This window comes from Propionivibrio soli, from assembly GCF_025770765.1.
GTDB lineage: Bacteria > Pseudomonadota > Gammaproteobacteria > Burkholderiales > Rhodocyclaceae > Propionivibrio > Propionivibrio soli.
This window is the reverse complement of the sequence record NZ_JANZKY010000002.1, coordinates 228,517-245,502: the sequence shown is the minus strand read 5'-3', so window position 1 is coordinate 245,502 and position 16,986 is coordinate 228,517. Positions and strand designations below refer to the sequence as shown.

General features: G+C 59.9%; 16 protein-coding genes. 8 read left to right on the top strand and 8 right to left on the bottom strand.

All coding sequences use genetic code 11. The annotated features are described in order from the left end of the window. Positions 1 to 36: 36 nt before the first annotated feature. The gene (locus NZ453_RS03165) at positions 37 to 702 is read right to left on the bottom strand and encodes a histidinol-phosphatase (protein ID WP_263768875.1); all 666 of its coding nucleotides are present in this window, start codon (positions 700 to 702) and stop codon (positions 37 to 39) included. Between the two features lie 20 nt (positions 703 to 722). Further along, complete coding sequence (hda, locus tag NZ453_RS03160) at positions 723 to 1,376, bottom strand: DnaA regulatory inactivator Hda (RefSeq protein WP_263768874.1); 654 nt, start codon at positions 1,374 to 1,376, stop codon at positions 723 to 725. A 143-nt stretch (positions 1,377 to 1,519) separates the two neighbouring features. On the opposite strand from hda, the gene purM reads away from it, so the two are divergent. Further along, a complete protein-coding gene (purM, locus tag NZ453_RS03155; protein WP_263768872.1) occupies positions 1,520 to 2,566 on the top strand; it encodes a phosphoribosylformylglycinamidine cyclo-ligase in 1,047 nt (348 codons plus the stop codon). A 56-nt stretch (positions 2,567 to 2,622) separates the two neighbouring features. Here purM and NZ453_RS03150 read toward each other — a convergent pair whose 3' ends face one another. The 3 genes from NZ453_RS03150 to mutL all read right to left on the bottom strand — a co-directional run bounded on the left by NZ453_RS03150 (position 2,623) and on the right by mutL (position 6,264). Continuing rightward, on the bottom strand, positions 2,623 to 2,973 hold the full coding sequence (locus tag NZ453_RS03150; RefSeq protein ID WP_263768870.1) for a hypothetical protein: 351 nt from the start codon (positions 2,971 to 2,973) through the stop codon (positions 2,623 to 2,625). Between the two features lie 423 nt (positions 2,974 to 3,396). After that, complete coding sequence (gene miaA / locus NZ453_RS03145; protein WP_263768869.1) at positions 3,397 to 4,338, bottom strand: tRNA (adenosine(37)-N6)-dimethylallyltransferase MiaA; 942 nt, start codon at positions 4,336 to 4,338, stop codon at positions 3,397 to 3,399. Between the two features lie 33 nt (positions 4,339 to 4,371). Then, entirely contained in the window at positions 4,372 to 6,264 is a 1,893-nt protein-coding gene (gene mutL / locus NZ453_RS03140; protein WP_263768868.1) for a DNA mismatch repair endonuclease MutL, read from the bottom strand. A gap of 213 nt (positions 6,265 to 6,477) precedes the next feature. Here mutL and NZ453_RS03135 point away from each other — a divergent pair, with 213 nt between their 5' ends. Then, a complete protein-coding gene (locus tag NZ453_RS03135) occupies positions 6,478 to 7,119 on the top strand; it encodes a DedA family protein (protein WP_263768867.1) in 642 nt (213 codons plus the stop codon). A gap of 6 nt (positions 7,120 to 7,125) precedes the next feature. Here NZ453_RS03135 and NZ453_RS03130 read toward each other — a convergent pair whose 3' ends face one another. After that, positions 7,126 to 7,992: a phosphoribulokinase gene (locus NZ453_RS03130; RefSeq protein ID WP_263768866.1), complete on the bottom strand. Its 867-nt coding sequence runs from the start codon at positions 7,990 to 7,992 to the stop codon at positions 7,126 to 7,128. 30 nt (positions 7,993 to 8,022) lie between these two features. Then, positions 8,023 to 9,105 carry a class 1 fructose-bisphosphatase gene (locus NZ453_RS03125; protein WP_263768865.1) on the bottom strand — a complete coding sequence of 361 codons (1,083 nt, stop codon included), beginning with the start codon at positions 9,103 to 9,105 and terminating at the stop codon, positions 8,023 to 8,025. 122 nt (positions 9,106 to 9,227) lie between these two features. Between NZ453_RS03125 and NZ453_RS03120 the strand changes: the two genes are divergently transcribed. Then, positions 9,228 to 10,139 (top strand): LysR family transcriptional regulator, encoded by a 912-nt coding sequence (locus NZ453_RS03120; RefSeq protein WP_263768864.1) that lies wholly within the window; start codon positions 9,228 to 9,230, stop codon positions 10,137 to 10,139. Between the two features lie 12 nt (positions 10,140 to 10,151). Here NZ453_RS03120 and NZ453_RS03115 read toward each other — a convergent pair whose 3' ends face one another. Continuing rightward, on the bottom strand, positions 10,152 to 11,522 hold the full coding sequence (locus NZ453_RS03115) for a ribulose-bisphosphate carboxylase (protein WP_263768863.1): 1,371 nt from the start codon (positions 11,520 to 11,522) through the stop codon (positions 10,152 to 10,154). Positions 11,523 to 11,876: 354 nt separating this feature from the next. On the opposite strand from NZ453_RS03115, the gene NZ453_RS03110 reads away from it, so the two are divergent. From NZ453_RS03110 to NZ453_RS03090, 5 genes are read left to right on the top strand one after another with little or no spacing between them, the layout of a single operon-like run. Further along, positions 11,877 to 12,602: a hypothetical protein gene (locus NZ453_RS03110; RefSeq protein ID WP_263768862.1), complete on the top strand. Its 726-nt coding sequence runs from the start codon at positions 11,877 to 11,879 to the stop codon at positions 12,600 to 12,602. After that, positions 12,599 to 13,255, top strand: coding sequence for a phosphoribosylglycinamide formyltransferase (gene purN / locus NZ453_RS03105; RefSeq protein WP_263768861.1), 657 nt, complete (start codon positions 12,599 to 12,601; stop codon positions 13,253 to 13,255). Before NZ453_RS03110 ends, purN begins: the two co-directional genes overlap by 4 nt. Before the next feature lie 8 nt (positions 13,256 to 13,263). Continuing rightward, entirely contained in the window at positions 13,264 to 14,289 is a 1,026-nt protein-coding gene (locus tag NZ453_RS03100) for a DUF3108 domain-containing protein (protein WP_263768860.1), read from the top strand. 2 nt (positions 14,290 to 14,291) lie between these two features. Then, entirely contained in the window at positions 14,292 to 15,551 is a 1,260-nt protein-coding gene (locus NZ453_RS03095; RefSeq protein ID WP_420851591.1) for an RsmB/NOP family class I SAM-dependent RNA methyltransferase, read from the top strand. Continuing rightward, positions 15,548 to 16,885: a mechanosensitive ion channel family protein gene (locus NZ453_RS03090; protein WP_263768859.1), complete on the top strand. Its 1,338-nt coding sequence runs from the start codon at positions 15,548 to 15,550 to the stop codon at positions 16,883 to 16,885. Before NZ453_RS03095 ends, NZ453_RS03090 begins: the two co-directional genes overlap by 4 nt. Positions 16,886 to 16,986 lie beyond the last annotated feature (101 nt).

Genomic DNA, 16,986 nt, shown 5'->3' with positions numbered 1-16,986 from the left:
TCGTTGCCAATGGCCGCAGTTGAGCTGCGCATGGGATCAGGTGTTCAGCGCAAGGATCGGCCAACCGGCCTTCTCGGCGTGCGCGCGCAAGGTCGCGTCAGGATCGACGGCGACGGGATCGGTGACGCGTGCCAGTAGTGGCAGGTCGTTGAGCGAGTCGCTGTAGAACCAGCTGCGGCCAAAGTTGCTCCACCAGAGGCCGAGTGACTCGAGCCAGGCTTCGACACGAGCGATTTTTCCTTCGCGGAATGAGGGAGTTCCCCGCGTTTTTCCCGTGAATTGCCCATTTTCCTGCGCGGGAATCGTGGCAATCAAGTGGGCAATGCCAAATTCGGCTGCGACCGGCTGTGTAACGAAACTGTTGGTCGCCGTGACGATGACGCAGGTGTCGCCATTCTTCTGGTGGTTTCGAACCAATTGCCGCGCTCGTTCGCCAATCAACGGTTTGATGCGATTATTTACGAACTCCATGCGCCAGGCGTCGAGTTGCGCGCGTGGATGGCGGGACAGCGGATGCAATTGGAAATCCAAAAACTCATCGATATCGAGGGTTCCTGCTTTGTATTGCTCGTAAAACGCCTCGTTCTTTGCCGCATGCACCTCCGGGTCGAGTACGCCCTTGTCGATCAGGAACTGTGCCCACTCGAAGTCGCTGTCGCCAGCGATCAGCGTGTTGTCGAGGTCAAATAAAGCGAGATGCATGGAAGTCTTCCGAAGAATGGCTAGGACGCTGCGTTCTGTAGCACTTCGCGCAGCAAAGGCAGTGTGATCGCCCGTTTCTGTTCGAGTGAGTATCGATCGAGCGCCACGACGAGCGCCGACAGGCTACGCATATCTCGCGGTGCGCGTGCGAGAAGATAATCAAGAGCGTCCGCCGGCAACCGCAGCCCCCGGGCCGAGGCCTGCGTCCCCAGGGCGTCGCGTTTCTCCTCATCGGTCAGGGGTTGCAGCCGGTAGATCAGCGATGAACCCAGGCGAGTGCGCAAATCCTCGCGCAGAGCGAGTTGCTGCGGTGGCTGATCGGCGGCGGTCAGCAATCGGCCGCCGTTGGCGCGGATGCGATTGAAAACGTTGAACAAAGCGATCTGGCCGGCATCATCGAGCGTTTGGACGTTGTCCACAGCGAGAAATTGCTCTTCATCGGCAACACAAATCAGTCCAGGATCGATTGCCGCGTCGCAATAGCGAGCCCCGCTCGCACGCAGCAGGTGCGTCTTGCCGGAACCCGGTTCGCCCCACAGCAATAGCGCCGGCTCGCGGTTGTCGTCGCCTAGCCAGGCGGCGAGTCCGGTGATTGCTTCGCCGTTGCCGCCACAGACGAAATTGTCGAGTGTCGGCGGGGTTTCCGGCAATAAATCGAGAATCAGTTGGCGCATTGGAAAAGTGCCGCGGGGCGCGGCGCGGAGCACGCGAAGCGCCTGTTTCGGATAAAATTCCGACCTTTGCGAACGAAGTCGGCGATTTTACCACTTCGACGACTGGCCCAACCTCGCACAATCTTTCGCGGATGATCGACACGATGACCGAGCAATCGAAGCAAGCCCTTTCCTACAGCGACGCCGGGGTGGATATCAGCGCGGGCGATGAACTTGTCGAGCGCATCAAGCCCTTTGCCAAGAGAACGGTGCGCGAAGGCGTGCTGAGCGGCCTCGGCGGATTTGGGGCACTGTTCGAAGTGCCGAAACGCTACAAGGAGCCCGTTCTGGTTTCCGGTACCGATGGCGTCGGCACGAAGCTCAAGCTGGCATTCGATCTGCAACGCCACGACACGGTGGGTATAGACCTGGTCGCCATGAGCGTCAATGATGTCCTCGTCCAAGGCGCCGAACCTTTGTTTTTCCTCGACTATTTTGCCTGTGGCAAGCTCAACGTCGATACGGCGGCGAGCGTCGTCAAAGGGATCGCGAAGGGCTGCGAATACGCCGGATGCGCTCTGATCGGCGGCGAAACAGCCGAAATGCCGGGGATGTATCCGGAAGGTGAGTACGACCTCGCTGGCTTCGCCGTGGGCGCGGTGGAGAAGTCGAAGATCATCACCGGCGAAACGATCGTTCCGGGTGACGTGGTTATCGGCTTGCCGTCGTCGGGAGCCCATTCGAACGGGTATTCGCTTGTGCGCAAGATCCTCGCCCGCGCCAAACCGGATATGAATGCGGAGTTCGATGCTGGCCGTACGCTGGCTGACGCGGTAATGGAGCCGACGCGCATTTATGTGAAACCCATGCTCGCCCTGATGACGGTGCTGCCCGTCAAAGGCATGGCGCACATCACAGGTGGCGGTCTCACCGAAAACGTGCCGCGCGTCTTGCCGTCGAACGTGAAGGCCGTCATCGAGCAGGGGACTTGGGTCCGTCCGAAGCTTTTCCAGTGGCTGCAAGCAGAGGGCAACGTGGCCGAGGCGGAAATGCACCGCGTTTTCAATTGCGGCATTGGTATGGTTGTCATCGTTGCACGCGAAAACGCGGGGCAAGCGATCAAACATCTGCAAGCGGCCGGAGAAAAGGCGATCGAGATTGGCTGCATCGAAGCGCGGAGCGGTGATGAACCGCAGACGATCGTTATCTGAGCGCAACTCCGATTAGGTTCGCGAGGCGGCGTGCCCCCCGTGCGACCGCTCTTTGCCTAAATCTCGTAGTCGATGACTTTCCCGTCTGTGCGGCGTCGACCGCGCCGTTGTCGGGTATCAAGAAACACCGCCTGCTTCGCTTGGCGACGATCCTGTCGCCGCCGTTCTTCCATGACCGGTTGGGGCGTGATCGTCAATCGCGCCGGGCGTTCGGCCAGCTCGGCGCGCGTTTTCCCGTTCAATGCTGAACGGCTAGGCGCAGCCTCGAGTTGTTGCTCGACCGTCGAGTACAAAGCGCTGTTCGTACCGTTGGACGACTCAACAGGTTCGGGGCGCCTCTCTTGCGTGTACGACTTCAGGTCGCTGGCGCCGAGATAGCGTGGTGGGACTGCGGGAGGGAGCTTCACTCGAATTCCTTTGGAACATCCGCACTGTTAACGACTTTGTGTACGGCATTTCGTTCCAATACCTTGAGCACGAGAGGACCGCCGTTGGAAAACGGTGAGAGGGCTTGAGCCATGCAGCCACGAAACTGTTCGTGGCCGGCGCGGCGCTCTTGGTTCCAAACGCACATGCAACGATTGTCCTGGCGTTTTCCCTTTCAGCGCCTATAGTGGAAGTGCACCGTGACCTGCGGCGAATCCGGTGAGTAAGCGCGGTACCAGCCGTTTTCTGGAGACTTCATGATCGTTTGTTGTAAATGCTCTTTAAAACTGATCGTGTAGCACCATTGCGGTGAATAGCCGATTACTCCGGCCGGATGTGCTGGGGTTGAAGTCTCAAAAGCCCATGCCCAAACGCATGGGCTTTTTTGTTGACCCGTCGCCGGATCACTCAACCGCGTTGAAGACGGGAGCGACCCGCCGGATTACGCGGCTGGCAAGTTCGGGCGCGAGGCAGTCGAAGACTTCGGGGCGCAGGGTATTGTTGAGCCAGGTGAGCTGGCGCTTGGCGAGTTGGCGCGTGGCAAAGATGCCCCGAACGCGCATTTCCCCACGGGGGGCCAGGCCTTCGATCACTTCCCAAACCTGCCGGTAGCCGACGCACCGCATCGAGGGGCGTCCAGCGTCCAAACGGTACTTGGTCCGCAGCGTTTCGACTTCCGCCTCGAGTCCGGCTTGCAGCATCGCGTCGAAGCGCCGTGCGATCCGCTCGTGAAGAATGGATCGCTCGCTCGGCGCCAACCCGATCGAAACGAAGTCGAAGGGTGGCGTCTCGCTTCGATTTTCTGCAATCAACGTAGACAAAGGGCGGCCGGTTAGTCGGAAGACTTCAAGGGCGCGCTGGATGCGCTGCGCATCAGTGGGGTGCAGCCGGGCGGCGGTTTCCGGGTCGACTTGCGCGAGTTCGGAATGCACGTTCGGCCAGCCTTGTTCGGCGGCTTGCCGATCTATGGCTGCGCGGGTTGCCGTGTCGGCTTCAGGAAGCTCCGCGAGGCCTTCGAGCAAGGCCTTGAAGTACAACATCGTTCCGCCGACGAGCAGAGGAACGCGGCCGCGAGCGGTAATCTCGGTCATCGCCCGCAACGCGTCGAGCCGGAAACGCTCGGCCGAATAGGTTTCCTCTGGCGTAATTACGTCGATCAGGTGATGCGGAAACTCGGAGAGGGTGACGGCGTCGGGTTTTGCCGTGCCGACGTTCATGTCGCGAAAAACCTGCGCGGAATCCACGCTAACAAGTTCAACAGGGAAACGACGGGCAAGTTCGAGGGCAACGGCCGTTTTTCCGCTTGCTGTGGGCCCCATGAGCAGGATGGCGACGGGCTTTTTCATTGGCGGGCTGGTCAAACGAAACTCAGACGAAACTCAGCGGCCGCGCAGGAAGAGGCGATCCAGATCGCTCATCGAAAGCTGTGTCCAAGTGGGCCGGCCGTGGTTGCATTGGTCGGCACGTTCGGTTTCTTCCATTTGTCGCAGCAGCGCGTTCATCTCCGGGATTGAGAGCAGTCTTTTGGCTCGAACAGCCCCGTGACACGCCATCGTGGCCAGGAGCTCGTTGCGCCGCATCGCGAGCAGTTGGCTAACACCATGCTCCCTCAGTTCGGCGAGCAGTGCACGTACCAGCGCGGCGGGATCTGCGGCCTGTAGCAACGCCGGGACCGCACGTACGGCAAGCTGTGTCGGACCGGCGGCCGTGACTTCGAAGCCGAGGTCAGCGAGCGTGGAGGCGAATTCCTCGACCGCAGCCATTTCGATGGCGTTCGCGGCGAAAACCGCTGGCACGAGGAGCGCCTGGGTGGCGACCCGATGCGCGTCGAGCGCCGACTTGAGCCGTTCGTACAGAATCCGCTCATGCGCCGCATGCATGTCGACGAGCACCAGCCCGTGGGCGTTTTGCGCCAGGATATAGACGCCATGAAGCTGCGCGAGCGCGTAACCGAGCGGCGCCGAGTCGGGTGTATCGGCCGTTGGAAGGACAGCGGCATTCTGAGTCCCTGGGTTGTCATCGCGAGCCTTTTCGGCGAAGGCGAAATACGCGGCGGTAGGCTCGCCGACGCGAAGCGATCCTTGCGTCGGTGTCCACAGCGGGCGCCCCTCGGCGGATTTTCCAGGCCGCGGACCATCGCTGCGTGACGGCCACCGGTCGTCGGATGCAGCGCGAACCGTTGCAAGCGGGGCTCTTGTGGGCGGCGCTTCGTTGTTACCAACAGGCACCGGAACAGCGGTCCCGACGTTAGACAAGGGACTGGATAATGTGCGTTGTACCGCATGGAAGACGAACTGATGCACGGCACGGCCGTCGCGAAAACGCACCTCCGTCTTTGCCGGATGCACATTGACGTCCACCGTCGACGGGTCGATCTCGAGAAAGACGCAATACGCCGGATAGCGACTGCCGTGCAGCATGTCCTGATACGCTTCGCGCAATGCGTGGCCAAGCAGCTTGTCCCGAACGAAACGCCCGTTTACGTAGCAGTACTGAGCATCGTTGCGTGCCCGCGAATGGGCCGGCAACGCACAGTGCCCAGACAAACGTAGCAAAAAGCCATTTTCCCCAGTCACCTCTGCCTGTACCGCGCGCGACTCGGCCAGAAAGTCCTCGCCGAGAATTGCGCCGGCTCGTCCGCGAGCATCGTTTTTCGGCAGATGCAGCCCTACACGCCCATTATGTGCGAGGGTGAAGGCGATCGATGGATGGGCCAGGGCGATTCGTTTGACGATTTCGCTGCAGTGCGCAAATTCGGTCGCTTCGGACTTGAGAAATTTCCGACGCGCGGGGGTGTTGTAGTAAAGATCGCGCATCTCGACGACGGTGCCGCCGGCGAGGGCAGCGGGTTCCGGAGACGCCGCAGAACCGGAGGCAGCCGCTTCGCCGGCGAGACGCCAGGCGTGGCTTGATCCAAGTTGCCGGCTCGTGAGCGTTACGCGCGCCACGGCGGCGATCGAAGCTAGCGCTTCGCCACGGAAACCAAGCGTCGCTACCCGTTCCAGGTCGGTCAGTGTGGCGATTTTCGACGTCGCATGCCGCGTCAGTGCAAGTGCAAGTTCGTCCCCGGCGATGCCATGTCCGTCGTCGGAAACGCGGATCAGTTTGACTCCGCCTTCTTCGAGCTGAATCTGGATTACCGTGCTCCCTGCATCGATTGCGTTTTCGAGCAGTTCCTTGAGTACCGAAGCGGGGCGCTCGACGACTTCGCCTGCCGCAATCTGGCTGATCAGGAGGTCGGGCAGGAGGCGGATGGTGGCGTTTTCTAGCATCTGCCGATTATACCGGCCGTGAGCCAGAACCAACGGAGGTGGGACGGGTCTCCACCTACTTACATGTCGGTCTATACGGGCTCCACATCAGCTTCCGACCCTTGATTCACGGTATGAGCCCGCAGGCATGTCGATTGCCTCGCTGGTTGTTTGCTTGGCTCCTTGTCGCCTTCCGGTAGAATCGCCCATTTGTACCCCTTCCCCGCCGATTCCATGGAAATCATCGCCACCTTTATCGACATCGTCCTTCATCTCGACAAGCATCTGGCGCTTCTCGTGCAGCAATACGGGGTTTGGATCTATGCGATCCTCTTCGCCATCATCTTCAGCGAGACGGGTTTCGTCGTGACGCCGTTCCTGCCAGGGGATTCCCTTCTCTTTGTTGCCGGGGCGCTAGCGGCTCTTGGTGGCATGGATATCACGATTCTTTTGGCAACGCTTGCGGCGGCCGCGACCCTCGGCAACATGCTGAACTACCAGATCGGGCGTTTTCTCGGGCCGAAGGTTTTTCATTGGGAAGGTTCGCGCCTATTCAACAAGGAAGCGTTGCAGAAGACGCACGCCTTCTATGAAAAACACGGGGGAAAGACGCTTGTCATATCCCGCTTCCTCCCCTTGTTTCGTACCTTTGCACCCTTCGTCGCCGGCATCGGGGCGATGAGCTATCCCCGCTTCACCTTCTTCAACCTGATCGGCGCCACCGCCTGGGTATTCTCGCTGACGCTGGCTGGTTACTTTTTCGGCAACCTGCCTTGGGTACAAAGCAACTTGACGGCAGTTATCCTGGGCATCATCGCGGTCTCCATGGTCCCGGTCGTCGTAGGGTGGCTGCAGCAGCGTCGCGCAAGGGCGTGATTCGCCCTACGAAGCGCGCCGTTTTTTATCCATCAACTGCAGGATCATCGGTGTCAGGATGAGCTGCATGGCCAGATCGAGTTTGCCGCCCGGGCAGACGATGATATTCGGCCGCGACATGAACGAGTCATGCAGCATGCTGAGCAGGTAAGGGAAATCGATTCCCTTCGGGTTGTCGAAGCGAATCACCATGAAGCTCTCGTCGAGGGTCGGGATGTCCTTGGCAATCAGCGGGTTTGACGTATCCACAGTCGGCACGCGCTGGAAATTGACGTGCGTGCGCGAAAACTGCGGGCAGATGTAATGAACATAGTCCGGCATGCGGCGCAGGATCGTGTCCATCACCGCCTCGCTGGAATAGCCGCGTAGCGCCCGATCCCGGTGGATTTTCTGGATCCACTCGAGGTTGATGATCGGCACGACGCCGACGCGCAGGTCCGCATGCGCCGCGACGTCAACCTTATCGGTCTTTAATGCACCGTGCAGCCCTTCGTAGAACAGGGCGTCGGTGTGTTCAGGCAGGTCTTCCCAAGGCGTGAAAGTTCCAGGTTCGCCTCCGAAGCGGGCCGCTTCAACTTCGTCGTGAATATAGTGGCGGCGCTGGCCGCGTCCGGATTCTCCGTATTGCCGGAACAGGTTCTCGAGTTCCTCAAGCAGATTGGCTTCCGGACCGAAATGACTGAAATGGCTGGTATTCAGCTCTTCCATCTTGGCGCGCATCGTCGCACGATCGTAGCGATGGAAGCTGTCGCCCTCGATCATCTCGACGTTCAGTTGTTCGCGCCGAAAGATGTGTTGAAACGCCCGCGTGATCGACGTTGTGCCGGCACCTGAGGAGCCGGTCACGGCGATGATAGGGTGTTTGATCGACATCGGTTTCTCCTGGTCCGAGGCTCGGACTCGCTAGGCGAACTCGTCGGAACGGAACAGCGAACGCGTGCCGAACAGGGGCGAACGGAAAGGCTTGTCCTCGCCGTTCAAATATTCCTTGTGGTAGCGGCTGATACGTTCGATTTCTGCCCGGGAACCGAGGATCAGCGGTACCTTCTGCCGTAGGTCCGTCGGCACGACGTCGAGAACGCGCTCGTAACCGGTCGTCGCCATACCACCCGCCTGCTCGATAATCATCGCGATCGGGTTGGCTTTATGCAACAGAGGCAAGTGGCCGAGCATCGAGGGATCGCGCGTATTGCGCGGGCAAATGAAAACGCCGCCGCGCATGAGGATACGGTGCACGTCAGCGACCATGGCCGCGGCCCAGCGCATGTTGAACTCTTTTCCCCGAACCCCTGCCGGACCGTCGAGGCATTCCTCGACATAGCGGCGCACCGGTGGCTCCCAGAAGCGGCTCTTGGAAGCGTTGATCGAGAAAATCTGCGTTTCTTCGGGTACGTGCAAATTGGGGTGAGTGAGGAGAAACTCGCCGATTTCCCGATCAAGGGTGAAACCATGCGTGCCCGTACCGACCGTAAGAATGAGCATGGTCGACGAACCGTAAAGCGCGTACCCCGCGGCCATTTGCTGGGAACCCGGCTGCAGGAACTCGTCTTCGGAGGCTTCGCGTTCACGATCGGGGCAGCGGAGCACCGAGAAGATACTGCCGTCCGTCAGGTTGACGTCGGTATTCGCAGAACCATCAAGCGGATCAAAAACGAGCAGGTATTTGCCGCGCCGACCGTTGGCCGGAATCGCGTAAATCTCATCCATGCCGCTCGACGACATGGCGGCGACGTGGCCGCCCCATTCGCAGTGCTGGAGGATGGTCTCGTTGGACTCGGCGAACATCGTGCGCTGCGCGTCCTGCCGACGGTCCGCCGCATTGCTCGACGAGTCTGCCGCCAGCGCGCCACGCGCGACAGCGACAGCCACCGCCTTGCACGAGCGCACCACGTCGCTGATCAACATGGAAAAATCGCCGGCCAGTTCTGGGTTGCGGCGCTGTTCCTCAACCATGAACTTGTTAACGTTGGTGCGTCCGAATAACATGATGGGATTCCGGGATGGCTGTTGGGACGTTCCGTTGAGCGGACTCTGGTTGTGTGCTAGAAGAACGAAAGCTTAAGGAAAAGCTTTAGATTGCGGGCCGGTCCTTTTTGAAAAAATAACCAATGAGAAACGCGACCATTCGTCAACTCCAGATATTCTCGGTCGCCGCGCTGCACCTATCGTTCGCTCGCGCGGCCGAGCAACTGCATTTGACACATGCTGCCATTTCTCTGCAAATCAAACAACTGGAAGAGGTGTCAGGGGCGGCGCTGTTCGATCGCATCGGCAAACGCCTCTATCTGACCGAGGCCGGCCACATCCTGCTCGATCATGCTCGGCAGATCCTTCAGTCGCTCAAAGATGCCGACGATTCCTTGATGGCCCTAAAAGGACTCAAAGGGGGACGTATTTCCGTAGCGGTCACGAGCACGGCTGAATACTTTGCGCCCGGTTTATTGGCCGAGTTCCGCAAGGTGCAACCTGACGTGAACGTACGCCTGCTGGTCGACAATCGCGACGCCGTCAGCCGGCTGTTGCTGGCGAATGAGGCCGATATGGCGATCATGGGGCGGCCGCCGGCGGACATGGAGGCGGAACATGTGGGTTTTGCACCACATCCTCTCGTTATGGTGGCGGCGGCAGGGCATCCGCTATCCAAGCGCTCCCGTCTGTTGGCGGCGGATCTTGCCGATGAAACGATGATTGTGCGCGAAGTCGGATCCGGGACGCGCTCGGCGATGGAGGGTTTCTTCCGCGAGTACGCAATCGAGCCGCAGGTGGCGATGGAGATGGGGAGCAACGAGGCGATCAAGCAGGCGGTTGTTGCGGGGCTCGGTATCAGCTTTCTCTCCCGCCATACGCTCGGCCTCGAACTCGCTACCGGGCGGCTCGCCGTGCTCAAGGTCGAAGGGACGCCGGTTATGCGTCGCTGGAATCTCGTCCGGCACAAAAGCAAGCGCCTGACTCCCGCGCTTGGCGTTTTCTGGGATTTTGTCCTCGGCTCGGCGCCGGAGTATCTCAAGCGATTCGAGTGACTCTCTGCGCGTTCACAGTAGCTTGCGCCGCCATCCGGGATACAAGCGGTCGGCGTCGCCCGGGAACGATTCGAAGGCGCGGGCAAGCTCTTGATACTCCTGCGCCCACTGCAAAAGGTCTGCACCGGCTTTCCAGCATTCGTATGCCTGCCGCAGTGACCGGGCGCCGGCGGCCGGCGAGTCGAGATGACCGTAGCAGCCGCCACCCGCGGTGTTGATGACGTTGCCGTGTCCCAAAGCGGTAAGGAAAGCGGGTAGGCGAATGGCGTTCATTCCCCCCGAGATGATCGGTGCCGTCGGTTTCATGCCGTGCCATTTCTGGTAATAAATCGGGCCCTGGCATTCGTCGCGTTCGATCATAAAAGCGCTCAGCCGGTCTTCGTCGCCGCCTTCCATTTTGCCGTGACCCATCGTTCCCACATGAATGCCCGAAACACCCTGCAAACGGCTCATCTTGGCCAGGACGAATGCGCTATAGCCGCGTTTCGATTTTGGTGATGTCACGGCACCGTGGCCTGCACGGTGATAATGCAGAAACTGGTTCGGGTACTGTCGGCGTGCCGTTGTCACCATGCCCGGGCCGCCGACAAATCCGTCGACGAGAAAGGCCAACTTGTCGGCGTCGGGGCCGAAGGTTTCGAGCGCGAAATCCGCACGGGCGCACATCTCGTAATGGTCGTCGGCCGTGATGTTCATCGAGAAGAGCTTGGCTTCGCCGGTTTCGTCTTCGGCACGCTTGAGCGCGTCGTAGACGAGCGGCAGCGTTGTGCGGATCGGCGCGAAGAGCTGGTTGCCCTGCGGCTCATCGTTCTTGATGAAGTCTCCGCCCAGCCAGAATTGGTAGGCGGCTTCGGCGAACGGTTCCGGGCGCAGGCCGAGTTTCGGCTTCACAATGGCGCCGACGATGTAGCCGCCGTCTGCAACAGGCCGTCCGAGTATCCGCCAGAAATCGGCGATCCCCTTTGCCGGTCCGTCGAACATCTGGATGACGCGCTCCGGGACGTAGAAGTCGACCATCCGCGCATACTCGATGTCCGACATGCCCTGGTTGTTGCCGACGACGAGCGTCAGGAAGGAGACCAGCATAAAGCGCCCATCGGTCATGTTGCGGTCGAACAATTCGAGCGGAAAGGCAATACGCAGATCCTCGCTCGCCTCGTCGGCGTGATAAACGATGGCATCGATGCCACGTGTGAAGTCGTCGGTTGTGAAGACGTCGACGTTGGTTCCCGTCGACGATTCGGCGGCAAAGTGCGCCGCCGCCGCAAGATAAGCGATACCGTTCCGTGGGCGCATCGTGTACGCCACCAGGATGTGCTTGCCGTCCCGAATCAAGTCTTCTTCCCTCAATTCGAGATTCGTATAACGTTTCGATTGGTCCACGGGACCTCCCTGTTCTTGTCGTTGAGCCTTGCTTGGGCACGGGGCACCGAGCAAAAGGTGAGCAATGACGCCCTTGATCAACCCGACTCGCTGTCGATTCCTGGCTCGCCGTCTTACGACACCCGCCGGACCGGCCGGTTCTCGGAATCCCGGGGCGTCAAATGGAGAGTCCCCCGAGCTGCCTGCAGAAAGCCGTTTCAAGTCAGTTTAGGGGCTGCGTTCCGTAATTAATAGTTAACGTTGGTTCGAGTAACGGTAAGTGATTGTTGCGGCAGAACCCATGTTCCTTGGGGGTGAAAATAGGGCTCCAAACGCCAATGAAACCGGAGCTTAGGGGTGGGTTATGATGCGGCCATGATGAATTGGCGCTTTCCGTTGGTCCTCATGCTTTCCTCAACCCTCTTCGCGTCGGCTTGCGCCACGCGCGTCGGTTCCGGCGGGCAAAAGGAGACGCGTTTCGAGCCGCGTTATCTCGCCAAAACCGAGGTCGACCGGGTGATCGATTCGGTGCGCGCCGACGTTATGAGTGGTCTGCGCCGGGTGGCGGAGAAACTTTACAAACGCAATCCCAGAGAATGGAAGAAGGCTGGCCATTCGACCATGGAAGCGGCTCTTGAACGGCTGTTTGCGGGCAGCGTCGATTTCCCTGAACTGGAAGGGCGCCGCGAAGGTGCGGCTGTCCTCTTTGCCTTCAGTCCGAATTACCACGGTGACCGTGTCCTTGGTGTCATCGCTGGGCTGCGCGGCATGATCCAGTCTGCATTCGAGAACAAGGAGGATTTTTACGTCCTCGACGCGCTCGACGAACAGAAGCTTTACAATTGCGCACGTAACATCGAGATTGCGATCTGGAAGATGTCCTCGAGCCGAGCGAGTAGCGGGGAACCTCTCCTGCTTTCCAACGAACTCGATCCGAACAACCCCAATATCAGCTTCGAGCGCGAATTCGGCCGCATGATCGGCCTGCTGGACTTTTTGTCCGGCGTAGTCGCCGATCAGCATGGACGGTCCGTAACGCGCTTCACACAAAGCTTGGCGACGGCGCTGTTCCTGCCTGTCAGCGCTTTGGGAATCCGATGAAATCAATCGTAATCGTCATATCCGGGCGGGGCAGCAACATGGAATCGTTGCTCAAAGCTACCGCTGCCGGGGAGTTGCCTGTCCGTATTTCCGCTGTGCTATCCAATCGCCCCGATGCGGTTGGCCTCCGCACGGCCGCTGCGTACGGCGTGCCGACACAGGTTGTCGATCACACGGAGTACGCGTCGCGGGAAGCGTTCGATGCGGCGATGGCGGAGACGATCGACGGGCTTGGCCCGGACTTCGTGGTGCTTGCGGGATTCATGCGCATACTCAGCGATGCCTTTGTGCAGCATTTCCAGGGACGGCTCATCAACATTCATCCGTCCTTGTTACCCTCCTTCACAGGACTTCACACGCATCGACGTGCCTTGCAGGAAGGCGCCCGCATCCATGGTTGCACCGTGCATTTCGTGACGCCGTCCCTCGACCACGGTCCCATCATCGTGCAGGCCGCCGTGCCCGTGCTCGACGGGGACGATGAAGTCAGCCTAGCCGCGCGTGTTCTTGCTCAGGAACACTGCGTCTATCCGCTCGCGATCCGTTGGTTGGCTGAAGGTCGCGTGCGGCTCGTTGAAGGACGGGTTTTCCTGGATACGCCGCAGGATGGCGCCGCTGTTTTGGTTTCTCCGCCGGCGCAGGTGGCGCCTTAAGGGGGGCCATGCCCTTAGCGTTGCTTCTCGCCTTCGCCGCGTCGATCGGCTTGCACGCCCTCGTCTTGTTCGGAGCCGATATCAAGCTGTCGGCCAAACCGGAAAACCCGCCGATTCTCGCCGAGTTAAGACCGGCGCCGATGGCTCAACCCGCGCCACCGCCTGTCAGCGAGAAGAAACCCAGCAATCCGCGAAAAGCGCCGGCCAAGGCGCCACGTCGGGCCGAAAGCGAAGTGTCGAGCGGTCCGAGAGTGATGAGCGTCCCGGAGGCTGGGCCTGAAGTCGTTGCTCCCATCGAATCACCTGTGGCCTTCGTGCCCGGTGAGCCGAAGCCTCCACCTGAGCCTCAGAGCGTGATTAGTAGCCCGCCGGGGCCAGAAAAACCGACGGCCATCGCCGAACGGAATTTGCCGCCGCGCGGGCAGATTAGTTTCCGAGTCGACCGCGGCGACTCGAACTTCGAGATCGGTTCTGCCCGTCAGGAATGGGAAATCGTCGAAGGGCGTTACCGACTGGTCTCCGTAATGGAGACGACGGGACTCATACGATTGTTCAAATCGGTGCGTTCAGAGATGGAAAGTCTCGGTGAGATGGTTCCTGAGGGCTTCCGTCCGGATGTGTTCATCACAACGCTCAACGGTCGGGACGGAAAAGGAAAGGCGTTTTTCGACTGGAACAACATGAGAATCCGTGTTGGCGGCCGAGGCGAGCAGGCGCTGGTGGACGGAGCGCAGGATTTGCTTTCTTTCGGGTACCAACTGGGCTTTGTTCCGCGTATTGAGGCCGGAGCCACGCTCTGGTTGGCAACGGGAAAACGGTTTGCACTCTATCGTCTGGAAGTCGCCGGTGATGAAGAGATAGAGACCCCGGCTGGCACGATGCGGACCTTACACCTCAGGGCGACGGCGGGCGATCAGCTCAACGAAGTGTGGCTGGCTTACGATTACGTTCTGCTGCCGGTTAAAATCCGTCATGTCGATAAAGAGGGCGACAGCTATGTCCTGGTCGCCACCGAACTCAAATTAGGCGAATAACAATGCGCTTTACTCCGGTTTTGTTCCGGCATGCAGAAATGCTCGTCTCCGAACTCTTGCGCTCCTCATTCCCGGCGGATGCGGTCGTTTCGCGGTACTTTCGCGATCACCGCGAGTTGGGGCATGCCGATCGCGGCGTGATTGCGGAGGCGGTTTACTCGGTGCTTCGCCATAGGCGCTCGCTGATCGCGCGCTGTTTCGACGAGACAAGCGCCCGCCGCCTGCTGCTCGCCGACCTCGCGTGTGTGCAAGGCCTGAACCGTCGCGAACTCGAGCCGCTGCTGACACAGCCCGATGGAAAGTGGCTGGCCGAAGCGAAGGCGCTGAAATTAGAAGACCAGAGCCCTGCTGTACGTGCCGAAATGCCTGATTGGCTTTACGACGCGCTGCTAACGCAGTTTGAACCGGGGGAACTGGAGAAACTGGCGAAGGCACTGAATCAGCCGGCACCGCTTGATTTGCGGGTCAATCCGATCAAAGCAGACCGCGAGGACGTGTTTGCCAAACTTCTGGCAAGCGGTGTTGCGGCAGAAGCTTGCCGGTATTCGCCGCTGGGCATCCGTCTCTCCGGCAAGCCGTCGCTCGCGCGCCATCCATTGTTTCTTGACGGCTCGGTGGAGGTGCAGGATGAAGGAAGCCAGCTTCTTGGTTTTCTGCTGCAACCGAAGCGTGGTGAGATGGTGGCGGACTTTTGCGCCGGTGCCGGGGGAAAAACACTACTCCTCGGCGCGCTCATGCGTTCGCAGGGCCGCCTGTATGCGTTTGACGTAGCCGAAAAACGATTGGCCAAGTTGAAGCCGCGTTTGGCGCGTTCGGGACTGTCCAACGTGCACCCGGCGCGTATCGAATCCGAGAACGACGTGAAGATCAAGCGCCTGGCGGGCAAGCTCGATCGCGTTCTGGTCGACGCGCCATGCTCCGGTTTGGGTACGCTACGCCGGAATCCCGATCTCAAATGGCGCCAGACTCCGGAAAGCGTCGCCGAGCTCGTCGTGAAGCAAGGTGCCATTCTCGAGGCGGCGTCAGGGATGGTGAAGAAGGGCGGCCGACTGGTTTATGCCACATGCAGCCTGCTTCGTGCAGAGAACGACGATATCGTCTCGGCATTTCTCGATCGTCACGCCGATTTTGCCGTGCTGCCCGCTGCGGACGTGCTCAGTAAACAGGGAATACACCTGGACGGTGTCGGCGAGCGAATGCAGCTGCTTCCGCATCTGCACCAAACCGACGGGTTCTTTGCTGTCGCGATGGAACGGCAATGAACGAAAGACGGGTTTTCGCGCTCATCCATCAAATCTGGGGAGATATTCGGTACCCTGAGTTCTATTGGGTATTGGCTGCCTTGGCCCTGATTCTCGTCGTCTCGTGGGGAGTTTCGTTTCGACTGCGCAAGCGCGGCAGCGCGAGTGACAAAAGCGCCTGGGGAACGTTGCGAGCCTTCGGTGCCGGAGGATTGAAGCGCGTTGCCTTCCCCTTGATGGCGTTCGGTCTGGTTCTCCTCCTGCGCGTTGTTCTTGTATCCCTCGGCTGGCCGCATATCAGCGTGCTCTATTTGGCGGGCGCATTGCTCGCGTCATGGGCGTTGATCCGCTTTTTGGTTTACGTCCTGCGCTGCATTTTTTCCCGAGGCGGCTTTCTCACCAGCTTCGAGCGCGTCATCACGTTCCTTATCTGGGGAGCGGTGGTCCTCGACGTGACAGGACTGCTCGACCCGGCGCTCGAAACGCTTGAACTCGTGACTTTCCATGTGGGCAAGCAACGGCTCGATCTCTGGATGGTTCTGCATGGGACGGTCGTGGTCTGCGTTACGTTGCTTGTTGCTCTTTGGGTCGCTAGCTTGATCGAAAACCGCCTGATGGCGGCGCGTCACATGGACGGCAATGTGCGCGAGGTGCTGGCGCGTTTGGCGAAAGCGTTGTTGTCGATCGTCGCTTTGCTTCTCAGCCTGTCGCTAGTCGGAATCGACGTGACTACGCTGTCGGTTTTCAGCGGCGCCTTCGCCGTGGGCCTGGGCTTTGGGTTGCAGAAGATCGCCAGCAACTACGTTAGCGGCTTCATCATCCTGCTGGACCGGTCGATTAGGCTCGGGAATCTGGTAGTGCTGGAGGACAACACGACCGGTACGGTAACCCAGATCACGACCCGGTACACCGTGGTCCGCACGCTGACCGGAACAGAGGTCATCATCCCGAACGAGTACCTGGTCAGCAATATGGTGCGCAACCTCTCGTTCACCGATACGCGGGTACGCGTTCCAATTGCTATTCAGGTGAGTTACGACACCGACGTCGACCAAGCCATGGGGCTGATGATGGAAGCCGCGAAGAGGCATCCGCGTGTGCTTGCCGATCCCGCCCCCGGTGCCGCTCTGATCGGCTTTGGTGACAGCGGCCTCAACCTCGAACTCGGGTTCTGGGTTAACGATCCGGAGGCCGGAACCGGCAATGTTCGCTCCGACGTCAGCCTGGAAATCCTCAAGGCTTTCCGGGCGAACGGCATCGAGATTCCCTATCCGCAGCGTGACCTTCGGTTGCGGTCTTTGCCTCCCACCTATCCTTCCGTCCCGGCGAACACGGTACCGCTGGAAAGCAAATAAAAAAATCCCGCGCCGGTCTGGCACGGGATTAAAAGTCCCATCATTGCGATGGGTCAGGGAGGGTCAACCGTTTTCAGCAGTACGCTGAAGCATTGGACGTA